Origin of the sequence: Teichococcus aestuarii (genome assembly GCF_003116135.1) — a bacterium.
Lineage (GTDB): Bacteria > Pseudomonadota > Alphaproteobacteria > Acetobacterales > Acetobacteraceae > Pseudoroseomonas > Pseudoroseomonas aestuarii.
The window spans coordinates 546,607-567,481 of sequence record NZ_PDOA01000001.1 but is presented as its reverse complement, the minus strand read 5'-3'; the positions used below and the strand labels follow the sequence as shown (position 1 = coordinate 567,481).

Below are 20,875 nucleotides of genomic sequence, written 5' to 3'. Positions count from 1 at the left end.
GAACCATGCTGCTCGACCACCGCACTTACGTCTGCCGCCCGGGAACCATCCGCAAGCAGCTGGCGCTGTACCAGGAATACGGGCTGGCGGCGCAGACACGGCACCTGGGCATGCCGGTGGCCTACCTCGTCACCGAGACCGGCGACGTGAACTGCTACGTGCATATCTGGGCCTATGAGAACGCCGCCGACCGCGAGCGCCGCCGCGCCGCCATGCAGGCGGACCCGGAATGGATCGAGTTCATGCGCCGCAGCGCCGAGGCCGGCTACCTGGTCAGCCAGCTCAATTCGCTGATGCGCCCCGCCGAGTTCTTCCCCCAGCCCGCCCGCGTCGGCGGCTGAGCCGGCCCGAGCACGGCCGCGCCATGCGCAGAACACGACGCCGCGGCGCCCTCGCGCTGGCCCTGGCCGCCAGCGCCCTGCTGGCGGCCACCCATCTCCCGGCCCGGGCGCAGGAGCGCTTCCCCAGCCGGCCGTTGCAGATGGTCGTGCCCTACCCGCCCGGCGGCAACACCGACCTGATGGCCCGCGCGCTGCAGCAGGAGCTGGCACGCGCGCTCGGCCAGCCGGTGGTGGTGGTCAACCGCGGCGGCGCGGCCGGCACCATCGGCGACGCCGAGGTCGCCCGCGCCCGGCCGGATGGCTACACCATCGGCATGTCGCCCAACAACCCGCTGACGGCGCAGCCACACCTGCAATCCCTGTCCTACAGCGTGGACAGCTTCCGCTACCTCTGCATGGTCTATGACAACCCGCAGGTGCTGGTGGGAAGCCGCGACATGCCCTTCCGCGACCTGAAGGGCATGGTGGCGCTGGCGCGCAGCGCGCCGGAGGCGCTGGTCTTCGGCTCGCCCGGCCAGGGCAGCACCCAGCACATCCTGCTGGCCGCGCTCCTCCGCATGGCCGGGGCCGACGGGCTGCACGTGCCCTATACCGGCGCCGGCCCGATGGCCCAGGGGGCGCTCGGCGGGCAGATCATGGTGTTCGTGGAGAGCCCCTCGATTCCCGCGGCCACGGGGCTGCCGGTGCTGGCGGTGTTCGGCAACCGGCGCCTGCCCGGCCTGCCGGCGGTGCCGACCACGGAGGAGATGGGGCTGCCCGTGGCGGGCACCTCGGCCGGCGGGCTGGTGGCGCCGGCCGACATCCCGGACGAGGCGGCCAACGCCATAGAGGAAGCCTGCCGCCTGGCGGTGACCAGCGAGCCCTTCCGGCTGGCGGCGGAGCGGCTGAACGCCGTGCCCACCTTCCTCACCGGGCGCGCCTTCCACAAGCGCTTCCAGGCGGAGAGCGAAACCAACAGGAAGCTGCTGCGCGAACTGGGGCTGGGGAAGGACTGAAAGGCAGGAAGGCCGGGGGAAGGAATTCCCCCGGACCCCCATCTTTTTTCTGTCAGTTCATCATTCCGGGTCGCCGGTGTCGGCCACCAGGCCCACGGCCTCGATGCCGGCCACGGCGCAGACCTCGTCCTTATCCGAGGCATCGCCGGAGATGCCGACGGCGCCGAGCACGGTGCCCTGCGCGTCACGCACCAGCACGCCGCCCGGCACCGGCACGGCGCGGCCGCCGCACAGGTCGGAGAAGGCGTTCATGAAGCCCGGCATCTTGGCCGAGCGGCGCGCCAGCTCGCGGCCGCCAAAGCCCAGCGCCATGGCGCCGAAAGCCTTGCCGGTGGCGATCTCGGGCCGCAGCAGGCTGGCGCCGTCCTCGCGCAGCAGCAGCTTCGGCTGCGCCGCCTGGTCCAGCACCACCACGGTCAGCGGCGCGAGGTTCAGCTCACGCCCCTTGGCCAGCGCCGCCTCGCCGATGCGGGAAGCGACGGAAAGGCTGATGCCGGGGGCGAAGCCGATGGGGGGGTTGGGCATGTTTTCTCCCGTATGGGTGGCAGGCTAAGGAATCAGGCGTGCGCGTGCAGGGCGCGCCAGACGGTCTCCGGCGTCGCCGGCATGTCGATATGCGTGACGCCGCGCGCGGAAAGCGCATCGACCACGGCGTTCATCACCGCGGGCAGCGACCCGGCGCAGCCCGCCTCGCCGCAGCCCTTGGCGCCGAGCGGGTTGGTCTTGGCCGGCACGGCATGGCTGATGAACTCGAAGCTCGGCACGTCCACCGCGCGCGGCAGCGCGTAGTCGGAATAGGAGCCGGAGAGGAGCTGGCCATCCTCGCTGTAGGCGGTGCGCTCCATCAGCGCCTGGCCGATGCCCTGCACGATGCCGCCATGCGCCTGGCCCTGCACCAGCAGCGGATTCACGATGACGCCGAAATCGTTCACCGTGACGTAGCGGTCGATGCGGGTGACGCCCGTCTCGGGGTCGATCTCCACCTCGGCGATGTGGCAGCCATTGGGGAAGGCCATCGGCGCCTGGTCGAAGATGTGCGAGACATCCAGCGTCTCCGGCACGCCGTCCGGCAGGTGGGTTTCCTGCCGCAGCCGCTGCGCCAGCTCCAGCAGGCCGATGCCGCGGTCCGTGCCGGCGATGGACAGGCGCGCGCCGCCCTCGGCATGGGGCTCGAACTCGATATCCGCCACCGCCGCCTCCAGCACATGCGCGGCGGCGGCGCGGGCCTTCTCCACCACCAGGGCCGAGGCCTCGACGATGGCGGCGCCGGAGGCCATCAGCGACTTCGAGCCGCCCGTGCCACCGCCGGCGATGAGCTGGTCGGAATCGCCCTGCACCAGCCGGATGCGCTCGAAGGGGATGCCCAGCGTCTGGTGCAGCACCTGGGCGAAGGGCGTCCAGTGCCCCTGGCCGTAATCCAGCGTGCCGGTGACGATGGTGACGCTGCCATCCTCGCCGAAGCGCAGGCCGCCCATCTCCTTGGCCGGCGGCGCCGTGCACTCCAGGAAATTGCCGACGCCGCGGCCGCGCAGGAAGCCCCGCGCGGTGCTCTCCGCCTTGCGGGCCTCGTAGCCTTCCCAGTCGGCGGCGCGCATCGCCTCTTCCAGCACGGCGGAGAACTCGCCGCCATCGTAGTTGGAACCGGAGGCGGCGGCGTAGGGCATCTGCTCGGGGCGGATGTGGTTGCGCCGGCGCATCTCGATCGGGTCGAGGCCCATCTCGGCGGCGGCCGTCTCGATCAGCCGCTCCATGAAGTAGTTGCCCTCGGGGCGCCCGGCGCCGCGATAGGCGGAGACCGGCGTGGTGTTCGTCACCAGGCAGCGCGTCGCCACCTCGATCAGCGGCGTGGCGTAGTTGCTCTGGACGTTGCGGGTGAAGTTCAGCGTGCCCATCAGCGGACCGACGGTGGCGAGGTAGCCACCCATATTGGCGAAGCTGGTGAGCCGCACGGCCAGGAAGCGGCCCTCGGCATCGAGCGCCAGTTCCGCATTCACCTCATGGTCGCGGCCGTGCTGGTCGGAGAGGAAGCTGCCGGTGCGCTCGTCGGTCCACTTCACCGGGCGGCCCAGCACCTTCGCCGCGTGCAGCAGGCAGAGATATTCCGGATAGGCGGAGGCCTTCATGCCGAAGCTGCCGCCGACATGGCCTGTCAGGATGCGCAGCTTCTCGACCGGCACCTTCAGCAGGTCGCCCGCCATCTGGTTGCGCAGGCCGAACACGCCCTGGCTGCCGACATGCAGCGTGTAGCGCCCCTCCTCCGCGTCATAGACGCCGATGGCGCTGCGCGGCTCCATCGCGCAGACCACCACGCGGTTGTTGCGCAGCGAGAGCCGCGTGACATGCGCGGCTCCGGAGAAGGCCTCGGCCACCTTGGCGGCATCGCCATAGTGGAAGTCGAGCACCTGGTTGCCGGGCACGTGGTCGTAGAGCTGGGGTGCATCCGGCGCGGCGGCGGCGGAGGCCTCGGTCACCGCGGGCAGCGGGTCGATGTCGGGCAGAACCGCCTCGGCGCCGTCCTTCGCCGCTTCCTTCGTCTCGGCGACGACGAAGGCGATCGGGTCGCCCACGAAACGGACCTTGTCGGTGGCCAGCACCGGGCGCTCGATATTGGTCAGCCCCGGCAGCGAGATGGTGCAGCGGAGCGTGCCGTAGCCGGCCGCCTGCAGATCCTCGCCGGTGAACACGGCGACGACGCCCGGCACCTCCTTCGCCGCGCTGGTGTCGATGCCGCGCAGCACGCCATGGGCGTAGGGGCTGCGCACCATCACGCACCAGAGCTGGCCGGGAAGCTGGAGGTCGTCGGTATAGCGGCCCTGGCCGCGCAGCAGGAGCGGGTCCTCGTTGCGCGGCACAGGCTGGCCGATGCCGAATTTCAGACGGCTGGGGTCGACGGGCAGGGAATCCGGCATGCGGGACGCTCCGTGGCAGCGGATGACAGCACCGCCAGCCTAGAAGCATCCTGCCTGACGCGCGACCCCCCTCCTCTCCGGACGATCCGCCGGGCCGGCGCTACAGGCCGGGCACCGCGAAGGGAGATGCCACGCGAAACGCGCGGAGAACCGCCCGCGCTGCCGGCCTTGGTGCCGGAGCGGCAGGCGGTTCCGGAGGCGGCCTTCAGCCGGCGCGGCGCGCGGCGCTCTCGGTGTTGGCGGGCTCGGAGGGCGAGACGGCATGCGCCACGCTGTCCGCCTCGACCATGATGCCGCGGATCTCCCGCAGGAAGGCGGCGCCCTTGACGGTGCGCTGCACCAGGACGCTGCGGCGGTCCTGCGGGTCGGTCTTGCGGCGCGCCAGATCGAGCTCGCCCAGGCGGTCCAGCGCACGGGTGATCGCCGGCTTGGAGACGTTCAGCGTCGCCGCCAGGCCACGCACGGTGTGCGGCCCCTCGCCCATGTAGACGGTCAGGAAGACGCCCAGCTGCCGCGCGGAAAGATCGTGCCCATCGCGCCGCACCAAGGCGACAACGGTATCGCGCAGAATACCGATCAACTGATCCGGAGCGTTATAAACAGGCATTTCAGGTTTATGTCCTCAACAGGCTTTGCCCGCCCGGCTGACGGGCCCGACAGAGCGATTGGAAACGGTATCGGCCGCATGCCGGCCGGCAATCCAGGAAACGGTCGTTCCGGGAGGCTTAATCGGAGCGGGATGGCTATGGTTTCGATACGATCCCGCTTATTTTGTCGCCAGAGTGGAGTTAGGGAGGCGGACATGCAGCGCCCGCAAAGCTTTCGGGAAAGCCCCTAGCTCCAGGCCTCCCTCCGGACCTTCCGGCCCGCCGAGAAGGCCGAACCGGAAGCCATGCGGCCCGGTGGAAGCGTGTCGCCCTGTGATGCGCAACGACCCCGCTTCATGTCGAGCCACGAATCGTAACCAGATTGCATCGTTGAACCACATTCCCGTGTGGAGCAGCCGCACTGGCATCATGCCCCCCGCCACAACGCCGCCTGCCGTCCCTCTCCGGCAGGTGGCGCGCCGGCTCTGTTTCCCTCCTGGCACGGGAAGCGGAGCCGTTGCGCGCAACCAAAGGTATATCACAACTCAAACGTGTCCGAAACCGAAATGAAGAAGCTTTTGTGGAGGTTTCCCGCGCCGCAGCCGTGAAATTTTCAGGAGCGCAACAGCGTCTCCACAACCTGCTGCACCTCCAGCGCCTCCCGCAGCGTGGCGAGGCTCTGCGGCGTCCCCCGGGTCAGCGCGGCCAGCTTCTCCACCTGCCCGCGCAGCACCATCGGGCGCATCGCCTCGTTGGGCAGCGCATCCGGCGCCTGGCGCCATTCGCCGCCCGGCTCCAGCTTCTCGGCCAGCGACCAGTTGCGCAGGCGGATCGCCCCCGCCGCGCCGGTCAGCGTCCAGCTGTTGGCCTCGTCCTCCGCGATGCGGCCGACGCCGCCCCGCAGCGTCACGGGCACGCCGCCAGCGCTCAGCTCCGCCTCGATCGCCGTCTCGGCGCCATCGCCGGCCGGATAGGTGACACGGGCCGAATGCAGCACCAGCGGGCCGAGCTGGCGGCGCGTCAGGAACAGGAAGTGCGACACCACCTCGCGGGTGAAGCCGCCCTCGGCACGGCGCGCGAGCCAGCCCGCCGCGTCGCTCTGCCAGCCGCGCGGCCAGCGGCCGAACTCGGTGACGATCTCGAGCCGCTGCGGCGCCCCCACCGCCCCGGCCTGCCGCCAGGCGGAAAGCTGCGCCACCGCCGGCGAGGAGGCCATGGGGAAGTTCACCGCCGCCCGCGCGCCGGCGGCCTCCGCCTCGGCCACGAAGGCCTCCGCCTCCTCCAGGCCGGTGGCCAGCGGCTTCTCCAGGAACACGGCGCGGCCGGCCGCCAGCGCGGCGCGCGCCAGCGGGATGTGCGCGGCCGGCGGCGCCGCGATGTAGAGCGCGTCGCAGGCCGCGATCACCGCCGCCGCGTCGGCCAGCATCGGCACGCCGGGCGCCGCCGCCTCCAGCCGCGCCGCCGCCTCGGGCGAAGGATCCCAAACGCCTGCCAGCCGCATCTCCGGATGCGGGAAGGCGGTGCGCACCAGCCGCTCCCCCATGATCCCGAAGCCCACGATGCCGAGCGACAACGGCGCCATCCGCCCCTCCCCTGCGTGAAAGGCGCGGAACCTAGTGCGTGGCCGCGGCGCAGGCCAGCCCTTTCCGGGCGCGCGGTTGACGTTGCGCCGCCCGCCGCGCATCTCTGCGCCGTCCCCATCGACTCCCCACCGGAGAACGCGCGCATGCGCCGCCCCTTCCTACTCGGCCTCCTCGCCCTGCCGCTGCTCGCGGGCTGCGCCATGCCCGGCGGCGAGGCATCGCAGGAGCCCGTCCATGTCGTGTTCTTCACCGAGGACAGCGCCGCGCTGGACGAGGCGGCGCAGGCCGTGGTGGCCGACGCCGCCCGCAAGGCGCAGGCCGATGCCAGCCTGCCGGTGCGGGTGATGGGCTTTGCCGACCCCGATGGCGGGCGGGCCTACAACCGCGCCCTCTCCGCCGCCCGCGCCGAGCATGTGGCGAACTCCCTGCGCGATCAGGGCGTACCGGCCGCGCGCATCAGCGTGGCGCCGCGCGGCCCGGTGCCCTTCGAGATGATGCCGCTGGAAAGCCGCCGGGTGGAGATCGTGCTGGGCGCGCCGGCCCCGGCGCGCTGAACGGAGACTTCATGCGGGAGACGCAAGAGCCGCTGGAGGTCCTGCACCGGGTCTTCGGCCACACCGGCTTCCGCGGCATGCAGGAGGAGGTGGTCCGCCATGCCGTGGCGGGCGGCTCCGGCCTGGTGCTGATGCCGACCGGCGGCGGCAAGAGTCTGTGCTTCCAGGTGCCGGCGCTGTGCCGGCCGGGGCTTGGCGTCGTCGTCTCGCCGCTGATCGCGCTGATGGAGGACCAGGTGGCGGCGCTGCGGCAGCAGGACATCCCCGCCGCCGCCCTCCACTCCGACCTCGACCCCGACGAGGCGCGCACGGTACGGCGCGCGCTGAACGACGGCTCGCTGAAGCTGCTCTACGTCTCGCCCGAGCGGCTGGTGAACGAGGAGACGCTGGCGCGGCTCGACGAGATGCGCCTCGCCCTCTTCGCCATCGACGAGGCGCATTGCGTCAGCCAGTGGGGCCATCACTTCCGCCCCGAGTACCGCGGCCTGACCGTGCTGGCCGAGCGCTTCCCCGCCGTGCCGCGCCTGGCGCTGACCGCGACCGCCGACCCGCGCACGGTGCAGGACATCCAGCGGCAGCTGCGGCTGGAGGACAGCCCCCTCTTCCGCGCCAGCTTCGACCGGCCGAACATCTTCATCGCCGCCCAGCCGCGCGAGCAGGAGCGGACGCAGATCCGCCAGTTCATCCGCCGCGCCGGCGACGGCACCGGCGCCGGGCTGATCTATTGCGGCAGCCGCCGCAAGGCCGAGCAGACCGCCGAGTGGCTGCGCGCCGACGGCCACGATTCCCTCGTCTTCCACGCCGGGCTGGAGCCGGGCGAGAAGCGCGAGGCGCACCGCCGCTTCGCCCGCGGCGACGCGGTGGTGATGGCCGCCACCATCGCCTTCGGCATGGGCATCGACCGGCCCGACGTGCGCTGGGTGGCGCACACCGACCTGCCGCGCAGCCCGGAGAGCTGGTACCAGGAGATCGGCCGCGGCGGGCGCGACGGGCTGCCGGCCCAGGCGCTGCTGCTCTACGGCGCGGGCGACATCGCGCTGGCCCGCCACCGCATCGGCGAGAGCAGCGCGGGCGACGACCAAAAGCGCGTGGAGCGGCAGCGGCTCGATGCCATGGTGGCGATCGCCGAGGCGGCCACCTGCCGCCGCCAGCTTCTGCTGCGCTGCTTCGGCGAGGACGCGCCCGAGCCCTGCGGCCAGTGCGACATCTGCCAGAACCCGCCCCGCCTGTTCGACGGCACGGTGGCGGCGCAGAAGCTGCTCTCGGCGGTGCTGCGCACCGGCCGCCGCTTCGGCCTCGGCCACCTGATCGACGTGCTGCAGGGCAAGACCACGGCCAAGGTGGCGCAGTTCGGGCACGACCAGCTGCCCACCTTCGGCGTCGGGCGCGACCTGACGGAGACGGCGTGGAAGGGCATCGCCCGCCAGCTCGTGGCGCAGGGCGCGCTGGACGTGGCGGTGGAGAACCATGGCGAGCTGGTGCCGACCGACGCCGCCCGCCCGATCCTGAAGGGCGAGCAGCCGGTGATGTTCCGCGAGGAGCTGGTGGCGCCGGCGAGCCGCCCCATGCCCCGCGCCCGCGCCGCCGATGCCGCCGTCGCGGCCGGCGCGGGCGACCCGTGCTTCGCCGCGCTGCGCGACTGGCGCCGCCGCACCGCCCTCGCCCAGGGCGTGCCGGCCTATGTCATCTTCCAGGACCGGACGCTGGCCGAGATCGCCGCCAGCCGGCCGGACAGCCTGGCGGCGCTGGGCACCATCCCCGGCGTCGGCGCCACCAAGCTGGAGCGCTACGGCCGGGCCGTTCTCGACACACTCCGAGATTGCGACTGACTTGCAATTGGAAGTGCGAATGGCTATCAACCGCGTCGTCCCTTCCGACGCGGTGCCCTTCATGTATGTCTGCCTCTGCAACGGCCTGACCGACACCCAGATCCGCAACGCCATCGCCGACGGCGCGCGTCGGCCGAAGGAGGTCTACGCCGCCTGCAACTGCAACGCGCAATGCGGCTGCTGCACCGGCACGATGCTGTCCATCATCCGCGACCAGCCGGCCGGCGCCAGCCAGGTGGCGGTGGGCGACTGAGATCGTCTCTCACTCGCGTTTTCAAGGAAATACAATAACTTGACGGTTTCCGGCCGCGCGGCCACTCTGTCGTCCGGACATTTCGTGACGGAGAGCCGCCATGCTGCGCGACCCCAAGGTGATCGAGCACCTCAACACCCAGCTCACCAATGAGTTGACCGCCGTGAACCAGTACTTCCTGCATGCCCGCATGCTGGAGAACTGGGGCGTCACCAAGCTCGGCCGGCACGAATACGCCGAATCGATCGAGGAGATGAAGCACGCGGACGAGCTGATCAACCGCATCCTCTTCCTCGGCGGCCTGCCCAATGTGCAGCGGCTGAACCAGATCCTGATCGGCGAGAATGTCGAGGAAGTCCTCCGCTGCGACCAGAAGCTGGAGGAGAAGGCCATCGCCGACCTGCGCGAGGCTGTCGCCTATTGCGAGAGCGCGCGAGACTTCGTCTCCCGCGACCTGTTCGTGCGCATCCTCATCGACGAGGAGAAGCATGCAGACTTCGTGGACACGCAGTTCGAGCTGATCCGCCAGATCGGCCTGCCCAAGTACATCGCCCTCAACAGCGACGCGGCGCCGGACCAGCACCCGGCGTGACGCGGCCGGGGCCGGGGCGCTTCCCCGGCCCTGCCCCTCAGTCGCGCCGGTCCTTCCAGCGGAACAGCGCCTGGTTCCAGGCGACGCCGAGCGGCGCGAAAGCGTGGCCGGCGATCCGCCGCAGCGTCTCCACCGGCGCGGCGATCTCGGAGAGCGGCTTGCCCAGGCTGGCCCGCGCCATCTCCCGCCCCAGCGCGGTGGCCAGCGCCACGCCGCGGCCATTGCACCCCGTCCAGGCCAGCACCCCCGGCGCCAGCTCGTAGAGATGCGGCGCCTTGTCGTCCGTCGCGGCGATGTAGCCCCACCAGGCATGGGTGAAGTCGAAATCGCCGATCTGCGGGAACACGCTCTGGAGCCGGCCGCGGATGCGCGCGCGGATGCGCCCGTCCCAGCCGAAGGGCAGGATCAGCCCGCCGCCGGTGATCAGCCGCCCCGAGGCATCGAAGCGGAAGAAGTGCAGGTCGCCCTGGGTGTCGGAGAGCGCGTGGCCCTCGGGCAGGATGGTCTTGCGGACGTTATCGGAGAGCGGCGTGGTGGCCATCTGGTAGGAGCGCACCGGCACCAGGCTGCGCTCCAGCCCCGGCCACAGCCCGGGCGGCGTGTAGGCATGGGTGGCGACGATCAGGCGCTGCGCCAGCACGGCGCCGCGCGGCGTCTCCACCCGCCAGCCGGCTTCCGTGCGGGCGATGGCGGTGGCGGGGCTGCCGGTGTGCACCCGCGCCCCCGCGGCGATGGCGGCGGCGGCGAGGCCACGCGCGAAGCCCATCGGGTTGATGCGGCCGCCGGTCGGGTTCTCCCAGCCGCCATGCCAGAACTCGCTGCCGGCGAGGCGGGCCGTCTCCTCCCGCCCCAGCAGGCGCACCGGGGCGCCGCGCCGGCCCCATTGCGCCACGCGCCGCTCCGCCACCTTCATGCGCGAGGGGCGGTGCGCCGGCTGGAACCAGCCATTCTGCACCGCCTCGGCGGCGATGCCGTGCCGGCGGATCAGGTCGAAGACCAGGCTGGCGCTGTCGCGGATCAGGGCGACCAGCTGCTCCCCCTTCTCCGCCCCGCCATGCTCCGGCTTCACGCCCGCCACGATGTCGTCCGGGTCCAGCCGCGACAGGTTGGGGATGACCTGCCCGTTGTTGCGGCCCGAGGCGCCGAAGCCGATCTGCGCCGCCTCCAGCAGCACCGTGTCGGCGCCGCCCTCGGCCAGGTGCAGCGCGGCGGAGAGGCCGGTGAACCCGCCGCCGATCACCGCCACATCGGCGCGGGTCTCGCCCGGGAGCGGGCCGGTGGGCGGCGGCGGCGGGGCGCTCGATGCCCAGAGGCTGGGGGGCAGGTCGGCGGCGGTCTCGGCCAAGGCGGGGCTTCCTTCCGGCAATCGGTCTGCCGTCCAGACTGCGCCCATCAATCGGCGTAGACCAGATTCACATCCGCCCCGAAACGCTCATAGGGCACGCCATAGACATGGATGGAGACCGCCTCCTCGCCGCTGAGATTGGCGAGGCGGTGGATCAGCGCGGGGTCGGCGGGGCCGTGGCAGGTGGCGCCGCGCGGGCGCAGCACGCTGCCGGTCTGGCGGGGGGTGCCGCTGGTGCCGGGGGCGTAGTGCCCTTCCGTCAGCGTGCCACGGTACACGCCCAGGGCGCACCAGGTACGGTGGGCGTGCACCGGGCTCATCTGCCCAGGCCGCCAGGCCAGCGCCACCACCGCGTAGCCACCGGCCGGGTCGGCGTGCAGCAGGTGGCGCACATAGCGCTCCGGATTGCAGGGGCAGGCCCCCGGCGCCAGCAGGTCGGGCACCGCCAGGTAGGGGGCGATGGCGGCGGCGACGCGGCCCGGCCGCTCCGCCTCCGGCGCGCGGGCGGCGGCGGCGATGTCGGCCAGCATGGCGGCCAGGGGGGCGGCCAAGGGCTTGGCCGGCGGCGCGGGATTCGGGGCGATGAAGGACATGGGCGCGCGGCCTTCAGATGACGGTGGCGGAATCGGGGGCGGTGAGCGCGGCCAGCACCATGGCCTGCGAGGCGGCGACCTGCTCGTGCATGATGGCGGCGGCCTCCTCGGCGCGGCCGAGGGCCAGCGCCTCGGTCAGGGCGTGGTGCTCATGCGCCATCTCGCCCGTGCGGTCCCGCCGGCGCAGGCCGAGGGCCAGCATCCGGGTGCTCTCGTCCAGCAGCCGGTCGATCTGCCGCGCCAGCCTGCCATTGCCCGACAGTTCGGCCACGGCGACGTGGAAGGCCTTGTTGGCGTCGAGGAAGGCGTGGGTGCTCTCCTCGTCCTCCGGGCGATAGCCGCAGGCGCAGACGGCATCGAGCCGGCGCAGCGCCTCGGCATCCACCCGCCCGGCGGCGCGGCGCGCCGCCTCGGGCTCCAGCAGCAGGCGCAGGCCGAACACCTCGTGGATGTCGCGGATGGTGACGAGGGAGACGATCCAGCCCCGGCGCGGCACCGCCTGCACCAGCCCCTCCTCGGCCAGCCGGGCCAGGGCGGCGCGCACGGGTGCCTTGCCGAGCCCCAGCATCTGGGCGGCGGCGGTCTCGCTCAGCGTCTCGCCGGGGCGCAGGCGGGTGGTCAGGATCTCACGCCGCAGTGCCGTGACGGCCTGCTCGGTGAGCGAGGGCGGCATCTCCACGGGCAGCAGCATCGACATGACAGGTCTCTCTCAGTGTCACTGACATGTCACAACGATAGAAGGCCGCCACCCCGCCCCGCAAGGCATAAAAAAGGGCGCTGCGGTGGCAGCGCCCAGGGGCTTCTCAGGGATACGTGGAGGCGGAGGGGCTTTCCCCTCCCCCGCCTCAGCGCACCCGCGCGATGCAGAACTCGACGATGTCCATCAGCGCCTGCTTCTCGGCGCAGTCGGGGAAGCCCTGCAGCGCCGCCAGGGCCTGGTCGCCATAGTGGCGGGCGCGGGCGATGGTGTCGTCGAAGGCGCGGTGGCGCTGCATCAGCGCCAACGCATGGGCGAGGTCGTCCTCGCCCTGCTCCCGCTCCTCCAGCACGCGGCGCCAGAAGGCGCGCTCCGTCTCGTCGCCACGGGCGAAGGCCAGCAGCACCGGCAGGGTGATCTTGCCCTCGCGGAAATCGTCGCCCACCGTCTTGCCCAGCCGCTCCTGCTCGGCCGAGTAGTCCAGCGCATCGTCGACGAGCTGGAAGGCGATGCCGAGGTTGCGGCCATAGCTGTCCAGCGCCTCCGCCTCGATGCGCGGCCGGTCGGCGACGACGGCGCCGACGCGGGTGGCGGCGGCGAAGAGGGCGGCGGTCTTGCCCTCGATCACGTCCAGGTACTGCGCCTCGGTGGAGGAGGTGTCGTTCTGGATGACGAGTTGCAGCACCTCGCCCTCGGCGATGGTGGCCGCGGCCGAGCAGAGGATGTCCAGCACCTCCAGCGAGCCATCCGCCACCATCAGCTGGAAGGCGCGGGCGAACAGGAAGTCGCCCACCAGCACGCTGGCCTGGTTGCCGAACACGGCGTTGGCGCTGGCCTGGCCGCGGCGCAGGTCGCTCTCGTCCACCACGTCGTCATGCAGCAGCGTGGCGGTGTGGATGAACTCGACGCAGGCGGCGAGGCCCACATGCCGCTCGCCCCGGTAGCCGCAGAGGCGGGCGGCGGCCAGGGTCAGCAGCGGGCGCAGCCGCTTGCCGCCGGCCGCGATCAGATGCGCCGCCAGCTGCGGGATCAGCTGCACCGGGCTCTGCATCTTCTCGAGGATGAGGCGGTTGCAGGCCTCCAGATCCTCCCGCACCAGGCCGATGAGGGCGGTCAGCGCATCCTCGGCATCCGGGCGTGGGGGGGTGCTGGGCATCGTATCGGGCGCGGTGCGCATCGGCGCGGCGGGAAAGCTCACGCGGCCATTGACCTCTGTGCTGGGGCGCGCACCATACCCACCGGGTTCCCGGGCAGCAAGGCGCCGGCCGAGCGGCCCATGGCCCCATGCCGGAGATCCACACCCGATGCGCGTCCTGGTTGAGAGCCCCGATCCGGTCCGTCTCTCCTTCCTGGTGGCGCTGCTGGCGGATGCGGGCATCACGGCGGTGCAGCTCGACGCGCATGTCAGCGCCCTGCATGGCGGCATCGGTGCCTTCCCGCGCCGGCTGGCGGTGCTGGAGGAGGATCATCGCCGCGCCCTGGCCGTGCTGCGGCAGGCGGGCGAGGCCCCGGCGTGAGCCTCGCGGCGGCGGAGGAACTGGCCGAGGACCGGCTGCTGGATGGCCGCGTGCGCCTGCTGCAGCCGCGCCAGGGGCTGCGCGCCGGGCTGGACGCGGTGCTGCTGGCCGCCGGCATCCGGGCCCGGCCGGGGCAGACGGTGCTCGAGGGCGGCTGCGGCAGCGGCGCGGTGTTCCTGTGCCTGATGGCGCGCGTGCCGGGGCTGCGCGTCTTCGCAGTGGAGCGCGAGCCCGCCCTGGCCGCGCTGGCGCGCCGCAACGCCGCGCTCAACGGCGTGGCCGCGCAGGTGACGGTGCTGGAGGGCGACATCGCCGACCCTGCCCTTCGGCGTGCCCTGCCCCGGCTGGACCATTCCTTCGCCAACCCGCCCTATTGGCCGGATGGCAGCCCGCCGCCCGAGGCGATGCGCGCCGGCGCCACCCATGCCGGCGCCGGGCCGGACCTCGCCGCCTGGACCCGCGCCCTGGCGGCGCCACTGGAGCGGCGGGGCAGCCTCAGCCTGATCCTGCCGGCGGCGCGCTTCGCCGAGGCCGCGGCCGCGCTGCGCGCCGCCCGCTGCGCCGAGGTGGTGCTGACCCCCTTTTGGCCACGCGCGGGGCAGGCCGCGCGGCGCGTGCTCCTGCGCGGCCACCGGCTGGGACGGGGGCCGGACCAGATCCAGGCCGGGCTGGTGCTGCACGAGGGGGATGGCTGGTCCGCCGCCGCCGAGGCCGTGCTGCGCGGTGGTGGCGCCCTGCCGGAACATTAAGGCCGATGGTATCGTTGAGCCGCCGACACGAGGTTGCCTTCCCCCCGAAGCGTGGATTACGAAACCGGACACAATGACATCAGACGCCGAGCTCAACTCCGACGATGCCGACCAGCTGCTGGCCGCCGCCGACAGCCGGCGCGACCAGGGCGCATGGCTGCAGGCCGCGCAATTCTATGCACGCGTCGTGCTGCTGCGGCCGGAGGCATGGCCCCTGCGGGTGCAGGAAGGCCATTGCCTGAAAGAGGCCGGAAAGGTCGAGGCCGCGCTGGACCGCTACCGGGACGCCGAGCGGCAGGCGCCGGAGGATGCGGACCTGCAGCTGCAGATCGGCCATGCCCACAAGCTGCTGGGCCAGCGCCGGGATGCGGCGCTGGCCTATGCGCGGGCCCTGGCGCTGGACCCCGGCCATGCGGATGCCCAGCGTGAGGCCCGGGCCAGCGAGGCCTGGCTGGCGCAGCCCCCGCCCGGCGGCGCGGTCTCGCCTCCTGCGGACTTCCTCCCCGCGCCCACAGTCTCCGCCGCGGCGGATGCCACGGAGGCGCCCCCCCCGGCGGCGGCCACGCCTTCGCCGCCGGGGGCGGCCGTCTCGGTGGTGCTCGATGTCAGCGACGTGCTGGACTACTTCAACGGCGCGCGGACGCCGACGGGTATCCAGCGGGTGCAGATCGGCATCGTCAACCGCGCCATCGCCGAGGCGCCGCCGGAGGGGCTGCAGCTCTCCTTCGCCGCCTTCGACCCGGCGGAGCTGAACTGGCACCCGGTGGACGGCGCGGCCTTCGCCACGCTCTGCGCCCTCTCCGCCTCCGGCTCGGACACGGAGGACCCGGACTGGACCGAGGCGCGCGACGCGCTGCGCGAGAAGGTGGCCAAGGCCCCGCCCATCGCCTTCGCGCCCGGGGCGCTGCTGGTCAATCTCGGCAATTCCTTCGGCTTCGCGGAGTATTTCCGCGCCCTGCGCGCCGTGCAGGAGCGCGACGGCGTCCGCTACGTGCCCTTCGTGCATGACTGCGTGCCGCTGATCGTGCCCGAGCACTGCCTGCAGAGCATGGTGCAGGATTACGCGCGCTGGTTCTCCGCCCTGGGGCTGCACGCGCACGGCCTGCTGTGCAACTCCGAGAACACGCTGCGCGACGTGACCGAGCAGATGTCGCGGCTGCAGCCCGGCTTCTCCCTGCCCGGCCATGTGGTGCGGCTCGACGCGGACCCGCGCAGCGTCGCCGCGCTGTCGGGCGACGTGTCGATGCCGGCGCTGCGCGTGCTGCGGCCGGGCGAGCGCTTCGCCTTGTTCGTCTCCACCATCGAGAGCCGCAAGAACCACCTGCTGGTGTTCAGCGCCTGGCTGCAGCTGCTGCGCCGGCACGGCCCCTCCCGGGTGCCGCGCCTGGTCTGCGTGGGCAAGGCCGGCTGGCATGCCGAGGCGGCGCTGAACCTGCTGCAGAACGCGCCCGAGCTGCAGCGCCATGTCGTGCTGCTCTCGCGCATCTCCGACCTGGAGCTCGATGCGCTCTACGAGCGCTGCTCCTTCACCGTCTACAACAGCCACTACGAAGGCTGGGGCCTGCCCATCACCGAGGCGCTGGCGCATGGCAAGGTGGTGGTCACGCCGCGCCACTCCGCGCTGACCGAGGCGGGCGGCGAGGCGGCGCTCTACTTCACGCCGCAGAACATGCCCGAGCTGGAGGCCCTGCTGGAGCGGGTGATGTTCGACGACGCCTTCCGCGCCGAGCGGGAGGCGGTGGTGCTCGACAAGGGCCGGCCACGCAGCTGGAGTGCGGTGAAGGACCAGGTGTTCAGCGCGTTGCAGGCGCTGGCGGCGCTGCCGCCACAGCCGCCGGAAGCCCGTGCCAGCCTTGCACTTGGCCAGCGCTACCTCAGCCGCCGCCGCGCGCTCACCCGCCCCGATCTGCGCTACGCCGTGGCGGACATGGCCCGGCACGGGCCGGGCTGGTACCCGCTGGAGGAGTGGGGCGTGTGGTGCCGTGGCGGCCTCAGCACGCTCAGGCTGGCCCTGCCGCCGGAGGCCGGCGGCGCGGCGCTGCGCCTCTACCTCCAGATGCATTCGCCGCCGGTTCCGCTGACCCTCAACCTGCGCTGCCACAGCCAGGGAAGGCCCGTCGCCCAGTTCGAGGTGACGGTGGAGCCCGGCCAGCACCCGACGCTGATGCTCGACCTGCCGCCCGTCGATCATGCGGGCCCGCTGGATGTGGAGCTGGATACCGGCGATGGCATCGACCTCTCGCGCCTGGGCGCCGCGGATACGCGCCGGGTCGGCGTCGGCCTGTCCGGCTTCATGCTGTGCCGGCTGGACGATCATGCCGCGCGGCTGAACTTCCTCGAGCAGCAGAACTTCGTCGCCACCCTGCCCTAGGCCCGCCGGGCCGGGCGCCGCGCCCCGGTCCTCTCCGCTCTCGTGCCGTGGCTCCGTGGCACGGCCCTGTGAACGCACCTCCTCCGTCTCCGGCGCGTTGATTTCGCGAAATGCGGGATCCCCAACAAGCGGAGACGGAAATGAGCGAAGCCCACCACCCGGCCGCGGCGCCCCCCCGCGCCGTGCCGCCGGCGCCCGATGGCGACTGGCCGATCGCGACCCTGACGTTGCGCGTCAACGGCCAGGCCCACCGCCTGGCCATGGACACGCGCACCACCCTGCTCGATGCGCTGCGCGACCATCTGGGCCTCACCGGCGCCAAGCCCGGCTGCAACCAGGGCGCCTGCGGCGCCTGCACGGTGCTGATCGACGGCAAGCGGATGAATGCCTGCCTGACCCTGGCGGTGGCCACGCAGGGGCAGGAGATCACCACCATCGAGGGCCTGGCCGAGGGCGAGGCGCTGCACCCGATGCAGCAGGCCTTCATCGACCACGATGCGTTCCAGTGCGGCTACTGCACGCCGGGGCAGATCATCTCGGCCGTGGCCTGCATCCGCGAGGGCCACGCCGGCAGCGCGGAGGAGATCCGCGAGTTCATGTCGGGCAATCTCTGCCGCTGCGGCGCCTATCCGAACATCGTCAAGGCGGTGCAGGACGTCGCCGCCAAGGGAGGCGCGTGATGCAGCCCTTCGCCTATCACCGCGCGAGCAGCCTTGAGGATGCCCTGCGGCATGGCGCCATGGAGGGCGCCTCCTACCTCGCCGGCGGCACCACGCTGGTGGACCTGATGCGCATCGGCGTGATGCGCCCGGACCGGCTGATCGACCTGCGGGACGTGGCGGAGCTGCGCGGCTTCGACACCGGCGGCGAGACGCTGCGCTTCGGCGCCCTGGCCAGCATGGCCGAGGTGGCGGACGACATCGTGCTGCGGCAGGACTACCCGGCGCTGGCGGAGAGCCTGCTGCTGGCCGCCTCGGCGCAGCTGCGCAACATGGCGACGGTGGGCGGCAACCTGCTCCAGCGCACCCGCTGCATGTATTTCCGCGACACCCGCTACCAGGCCTGCAACAAGCGCAGCCCCGGCAGCGGCTGCGCGGCGCTCGACGGCGTCAACCGCCAGCACGCGGTGCTGGGCGGCTCCGAGCGCTGCATCGCCACCATGCCGAGCGACTGGGCCGTGGCGCTCACCGCCTTCGACGCGGCGGTGGAGATCGCCGGGCCGCAGGGCCGCCGCACCATGCCCATCGACAGCTTCCACATCTCCTATGGCGAGCATCCCGAGGCCGAGACGGCGCTGCGCCCCGGCGAGATCCTGACGGCCATCCTGGTCCCCGCGAACCGGGCCGGCCGGACCTCCTGCTACGCCAAGGTGCGGGACCGCGAATCCTTCGCCTTCGCCATCAGCTCCGCTGCCGTGGCGCTGCGGATGGAAGGCGGGCGCGTGGCCGAGGCGCGCATCGCGCTGGGCGGGCTTTCCACCACCCCGTGGCGCGCCACGGCGGCGGAAGCCCTGCTGCGCGGCCGCAGCCTCGACGAATCCAGCATGAAGGAAGCAGCCGCCCGCGCGATGGACGGCGCCGACCCACGCCCCGGCAACGCCTTCAAGGTAGAGCTGGGCCGCCGCACCGTGGAGGACGCGCTGCTGCGCGCCGCCCGCCGCGCCGAGGAAGGAGACGCCGCATGAACGCCATCATCGGAACGCCGCAGCCGCGCCTCGACGGCCCGGCCAAGGTGACGGGCGCGGCGCGCTACGCGCTCGACAACAGCCGCGCCGGCATGCTGCACGCGGCGCTGGTGCTCTCCCCCGTCGCGCTCGGCCGCGTCGCCGCGATCGATGACGCGGCGGTCTCCGCCCTGCCCGGCATCCGCCTGGTGATGACCCACCGGACCATGCCGAAGCTGGAAGAGGACAAGCCGATGCAGGAGGGCGGCCACGCGCACGCCTCCTTCCGGCCGCTGGAGAGCGACGAGATCCGCTACCACGGGCAGCCCGTGGCCGTGGTGCTGGCCGACACGCGCGAGCAGGCCGAATATGCCGCCGGCATCCTGCCGGTGCGCTACGAGGCCCGGGCGGGCGCCGTCGCCCATCTGCCCGAGGGCGCGCCTTCCGAGGAGGAGGTCGGCAGCCTCGATGTCGGCGACGCCGATGCCGAGTGGGAAGCCTCCGCGGTGCGCGTCACGGCCGATTACGAGGAGCCGGCGCAGCACCACAACCCGATCGAGCTCTATGGCTGCCTGGCCGAGTGGGACCCGATGGGAGGCCTGACGGTGCATGTGCCGAGCCAGTGGGCGGGCGGCATGCGCGCGGGCATCGCCAAGTCCTTCGGCCTGCCAGCGGACAAGGTGCGGGTGGTCTCGCCCTATATCGGCGGCGCCTTCGGCGGCAAGGCGACGGTGCTGGGCACCACCCTGCTCGCCTGCGCCGCGGCGAAGCTGGCCGGGCGGCCGGTGATCCTGCAGGTCTCGCGCCAGCAGGGCTTCCCCACCTCCTCCTTCCGCCCGGCGGCGCGGCAGCACATCCGCCTCGGCGCCACGGCGGAGGGCAAGCTGCGCGCCTTCCACTACATCACCGAGAACCAGACCTGCCGCTTCGACAACGTCTCCTTCCCCGGCGGCGAGATCCTGGCGCGGCTCTACGACATCCCCGGCATGAAGATCCGCGAGGGGCTGGTGCGGACGGATGTGAACGCACCCGGCTTCATGCGCGCCCCGGCCGAGACGCCGGCGGTGTTCGCCTTCGAGAGCGCCATCGACGAGATGGCGGTGGCGCTGGGGATGGACCCGGTGGAGTTCCGACGCCGCAACGAGCCGGCGAAGGACCCGGTGAAGGGCCTGCCCTGGTCCAGCCGCTCGCTGCTGCGCTGCTACGAGCGCGGCGCCGAGCTGTTCGGCTGGAGCCAGCGGAGCCACGCGCCCCGCAGCATGACGCGGGATGGCGACCTGATCGGCTGGGGCTGCGCCACGGCGGTCTATCCCACCTTCATCAGCACCAGCTCGGCCACGCTGCGGCTGACCTCGGAAGGGCGCGCGGAGGTGCATTGCTCGGCCTCCGACATCGGCACCGGCACCTACACCATCCTGGCGCAGATCGCCGCCGACCGGCTGGGGCTGACGCCGGACAAGGTGACGGTGCGCCTCGGCGACAGCGCCTTCGACCCCGCCAACGTGGCCGGCGGCAGCACCACGGCGCTGGCCAGCGGCAATGCCGTGGGCAAGGTGGCCGAGCAGGCGCGGGCCGCGCTGTTCCAGGCGCTCACCGAGGTGGAGGAAGGCCCCTTCAAGGGCATGGCCCCCGCCAGCCTCTCGCTCAGCGAGGGCACGGTGCGCGCCGGCAACGCGACCCAGAGCCTGGCCGAGGCGGTTTCCAGCCTGCCGCGCGGCAAGGTCGAGGCCACCGACCAGTGGGCGCATCCCGAGATGCCCGCGAAGCAGAGCAAGATGCTCTGGCGCGCCGGCTCGCCGCAGGGCGGGCCGGACATGCAGAGCTTCACGGCCCTGGCCTTCGGCGCGCAGTTCGTGGAGGTGCGGATCAACCCGCGCACCCGCACCATCCGCGTGCCGCGCATGGTGGGCGTCTATGCCGGCGGCAAGATCCTCAACCCGCGCACGGCGCACAGCCAGCTGATGGGCGGCATGGTGTGGGGCCTTTCCAACGCGCTGCTGGAGGCGAGCGAGGTGGACCGCAACCACGCCTCCTTCGTCAACGCCGACATGGCCGAGTACCACATCGCGGTGAATGCCGACATTCCCGCGCTGGATGTGGAGATGCTGGAGGAGCGGGACGACAAGATCGGCCCGATCGGTGCCAAGGGCCTGGGCGAAATCGGCATCACCGGCACCGCCCCTGCCCTGGCGAACGCCATCTTCCACGCCACCGGCATCCGGGTGCGCAAGCTGCCCCTGCGCATCGAGGACATCCTGTCCTGAACTGACAGAAGGAAGATGGGGGTCCGGGGGAAT

At 72.4% G+C, this 20,875-nt stretch carries 20 protein-coding genes; 12 read left to right on the top strand and 8 right to left on the bottom strand.

What is annotated here, in order from left to right:
• Nucleotides 1-5: 5 nt before the first annotated feature.
• Nucleotides 6-341 carry an NIPSNAP family protein gene (locus CR165_RS02675; protein ID WP_109515392.1) on the top strand — a complete coding sequence of 112 codons (336 nt, stop codon included), beginning with the start codon at nucleotides 6-8 and terminating at the stop codon, nucleotides 339-341.
• A gap of 23 nt (nucleotides 342-364) precedes the next feature.
• Nucleotides 365-1,336: a tripartite tricarboxylate transporter substrate binding protein gene (locus tag CR165_RS02670; protein WP_181377968.1), complete on the top strand. Its 972-nt coding sequence runs from the start codon at nucleotides 365-367 to the stop codon at nucleotides 1,334-1,336.
• Between the two features lie 60 nt (nucleotides 1,337-1,396).
• Here CR165_RS02670 and CR165_RS02665 read toward each other — a convergent pair whose 3' ends face one another.
• The 4 genes from CR165_RS02665 to CR165_RS02650 form a co-directional block, all read right to left on the bottom strand.
• Nucleotides 1,397-1,861, bottom strand: coding sequence for a GlcG/HbpS family heme-binding protein (locus CR165_RS02665; RefSeq protein ID WP_109515390.1), 465 nt, complete (start codon nucleotides 1,859-1,861; stop codon nucleotides 1,397-1,399).
• 32 nt (nucleotides 1,862-1,893) lie between these two features.
• On the bottom strand, nucleotides 1,894-4,245 hold the full coding sequence (locus CR165_RS02660) for a xanthine dehydrogenase family protein molybdopterin-binding subunit (RefSeq protein WP_109515389.1): 2,352 nt from the start codon (nucleotides 4,243-4,245) through the stop codon (nucleotides 1,894-1,896).
• A 205-nt stretch (nucleotides 4,246-4,450) separates the two neighbouring features.
• The gene (locus CR165_RS02655; RefSeq protein WP_109515388.1) at nucleotides 4,451-4,852 is read right to left on the bottom strand and encodes a MarR family winged helix-turn-helix transcriptional regulator; all 402 of its coding nucleotides are present in this window, start codon (nucleotides 4,850-4,852) and stop codon (nucleotides 4,451-4,453) included.
• Nucleotides 4,853-5,445: 593 nt separating this feature from the next.
• Entirely contained in the window at nucleotides 5,446-6,414 is a 969-nt protein-coding gene (locus CR165_RS02650; protein WP_109515387.1) for a Gfo/Idh/MocA family oxidoreductase, read from the bottom strand.
• A gap of 144 nt (nucleotides 6,415-6,558) precedes the next feature.
• Between CR165_RS02650 and CR165_RS02645 the strand changes: the two genes are divergently transcribed.
• From CR165_RS02645 to bfr, 4 genes are all read left to right on the top strand, one after another.
• Nucleotides 6,559-6,969 (top strand): OmpA family protein, encoded by a 411-nt coding sequence (locus CR165_RS02645; RefSeq protein ID WP_109515386.1) that lies wholly within the window; start codon nucleotides 6,559-6,561, stop codon nucleotides 6,967-6,969.
• 11 nt (nucleotides 6,970-6,980) lie between these two features.
• Nucleotides 6,981-8,798, top strand: a complete 1,818-nt coding sequence (gene recQ / locus CR165_RS02640) for a DNA helicase RecQ (RefSeq protein WP_109515385.1) — start codon at nucleotides 6,981-6,983, stop codon at nucleotides 8,796-8,798.
• A gap of 19 nt (nucleotides 8,799-8,817) precedes the next feature.
• Nucleotides 8,818-9,051 (top strand): (2Fe-2S)-binding protein, encoded by a 234-nt coding sequence (locus tag CR165_RS02635; protein WP_245906069.1) that lies wholly within the window; start codon nucleotides 8,818-8,820, stop codon nucleotides 9,049-9,051.
• A gap of 100 nt (nucleotides 9,052-9,151) precedes the next feature.
• Nucleotides 9,152-9,643 (top strand): bacterioferritin, encoded by a 492-nt coding sequence (gene bfr, locus CR165_RS02630; protein WP_109515384.1) that lies wholly within the window; start codon nucleotides 9,152-9,154, stop codon nucleotides 9,641-9,643.
• A gap of 37 nt (nucleotides 9,644-9,680) precedes the next feature.
• Here bfr and CR165_RS02625 read toward each other — a convergent pair whose 3' ends face one another.
• The 4 genes from CR165_RS02625 to CR165_RS02610 form a co-directional block, all read right to left on the bottom strand.
• Complete coding sequence (locus CR165_RS02625) at nucleotides 9,681-10,988, bottom strand: NAD(P)/FAD-dependent oxidoreductase (RefSeq protein WP_245906067.1); 1,308 nt, start codon at nucleotides 10,986-10,988, stop codon at nucleotides 9,681-9,683.
• A 47-nt stretch (nucleotides 10,989-11,035) separates the two neighbouring features.
• On the bottom strand, nucleotides 11,036-11,581 hold the full coding sequence (locus CR165_RS02620; RefSeq protein ID WP_109515382.1) for a cysteine dioxygenase family protein: 546 nt from the start codon (nucleotides 11,579-11,581) through the stop codon (nucleotides 11,036-11,038).
• 13 nt (nucleotides 11,582-11,594) lie between these two features.
• The gene (locus tag CR165_RS02615; protein WP_109515381.1) at nucleotides 11,595-12,278 is read right to left on the bottom strand and encodes a GntR family transcriptional regulator; all 684 of its coding nucleotides are present in this window, start codon (nucleotides 12,276-12,278) and stop codon (nucleotides 11,595-11,597) included.
• A gap of 148 nt (nucleotides 12,279-12,426) precedes the next feature.
• Nucleotides 12,427-13,455, bottom strand: coding sequence for a polyprenyl synthetase family protein (locus CR165_RS02610; protein WP_109515380.1), 1,029 nt, complete (start codon nucleotides 13,453-13,455; stop codon nucleotides 12,427-12,429).
• 127 nt (nucleotides 13,456-13,582) lie between these two features.
• Between CR165_RS02610 and CR165_RS02605 the strand changes: the two genes are divergently transcribed.
• The 6 genes from CR165_RS02605 (at nucleotide 13,583) to CR165_RS02580 (ending at nucleotide 20,842) form a co-directional block, all read left to right on the top strand.
• Nucleotides 13,583-13,795: a putative signal transducing protein gene (locus CR165_RS02605; RefSeq protein WP_109515379.1), complete on the top strand. Its 213-nt coding sequence runs from the start codon at nucleotides 13,583-13,585 to the stop codon at nucleotides 13,793-13,795.
• Nucleotides 13,792-14,544: a tRNA1(Val) (adenine(37)-N6)-methyltransferase gene (locus CR165_RS02600; RefSeq protein WP_109515378.1), complete on the top strand. Its 753-nt coding sequence runs from the start codon at nucleotides 13,792-13,794 to the stop codon at nucleotides 14,542-14,544. Before CR165_RS02605 ends, CR165_RS02600 begins: the two co-directional genes overlap by 4 nt.
• Nucleotides 14,545-14,617: 73 nt before the next feature.
• The gene (locus CR165_RS02595) at nucleotides 14,618-16,915 is read left to right on the top strand and encodes a glycosyltransferase family 4 protein (protein ID WP_109515377.1); all 2,298 of its coding nucleotides are present in this window, start codon (nucleotides 14,618-14,620) and stop codon (nucleotides 16,913-16,915) included.
• A 140-nt stretch (nucleotides 16,916-17,055) separates the two neighbouring features.
• Nucleotides 17,056-17,595 carry a (2Fe-2S)-binding protein gene (locus CR165_RS02590; RefSeq protein WP_109515376.1) on the top strand — a complete coding sequence of 180 codons (540 nt, stop codon included), beginning with the start codon at nucleotides 17,056-17,058 and terminating at the stop codon, nucleotides 17,593-17,595.
• Nucleotides 17,595-18,599 (top strand): FAD binding domain-containing protein, encoded by a 1,005-nt coding sequence (locus tag CR165_RS02585; protein ID WP_109515375.1) that lies wholly within the window; start codon nucleotides 17,595-17,597, stop codon nucleotides 18,597-18,599. Before CR165_RS02590 ends, CR165_RS02585 begins: the two co-directional genes overlap by 1 nt.
• Complete coding sequence (locus CR165_RS02580) at nucleotides 18,596-20,842, top strand: xanthine dehydrogenase family protein molybdopterin-binding subunit (protein ID WP_109515374.1); 2,247 nt, start codon at nucleotides 18,596-18,598, stop codon at nucleotides 20,840-20,842. The genes CR165_RS02585 and CR165_RS02580 overlap by 4 nt, the downstream gene beginning before the upstream one ends.
• The last annotated feature ends 33 nt before the right edge of the window (nucleotides 20,843-20,875 follow it).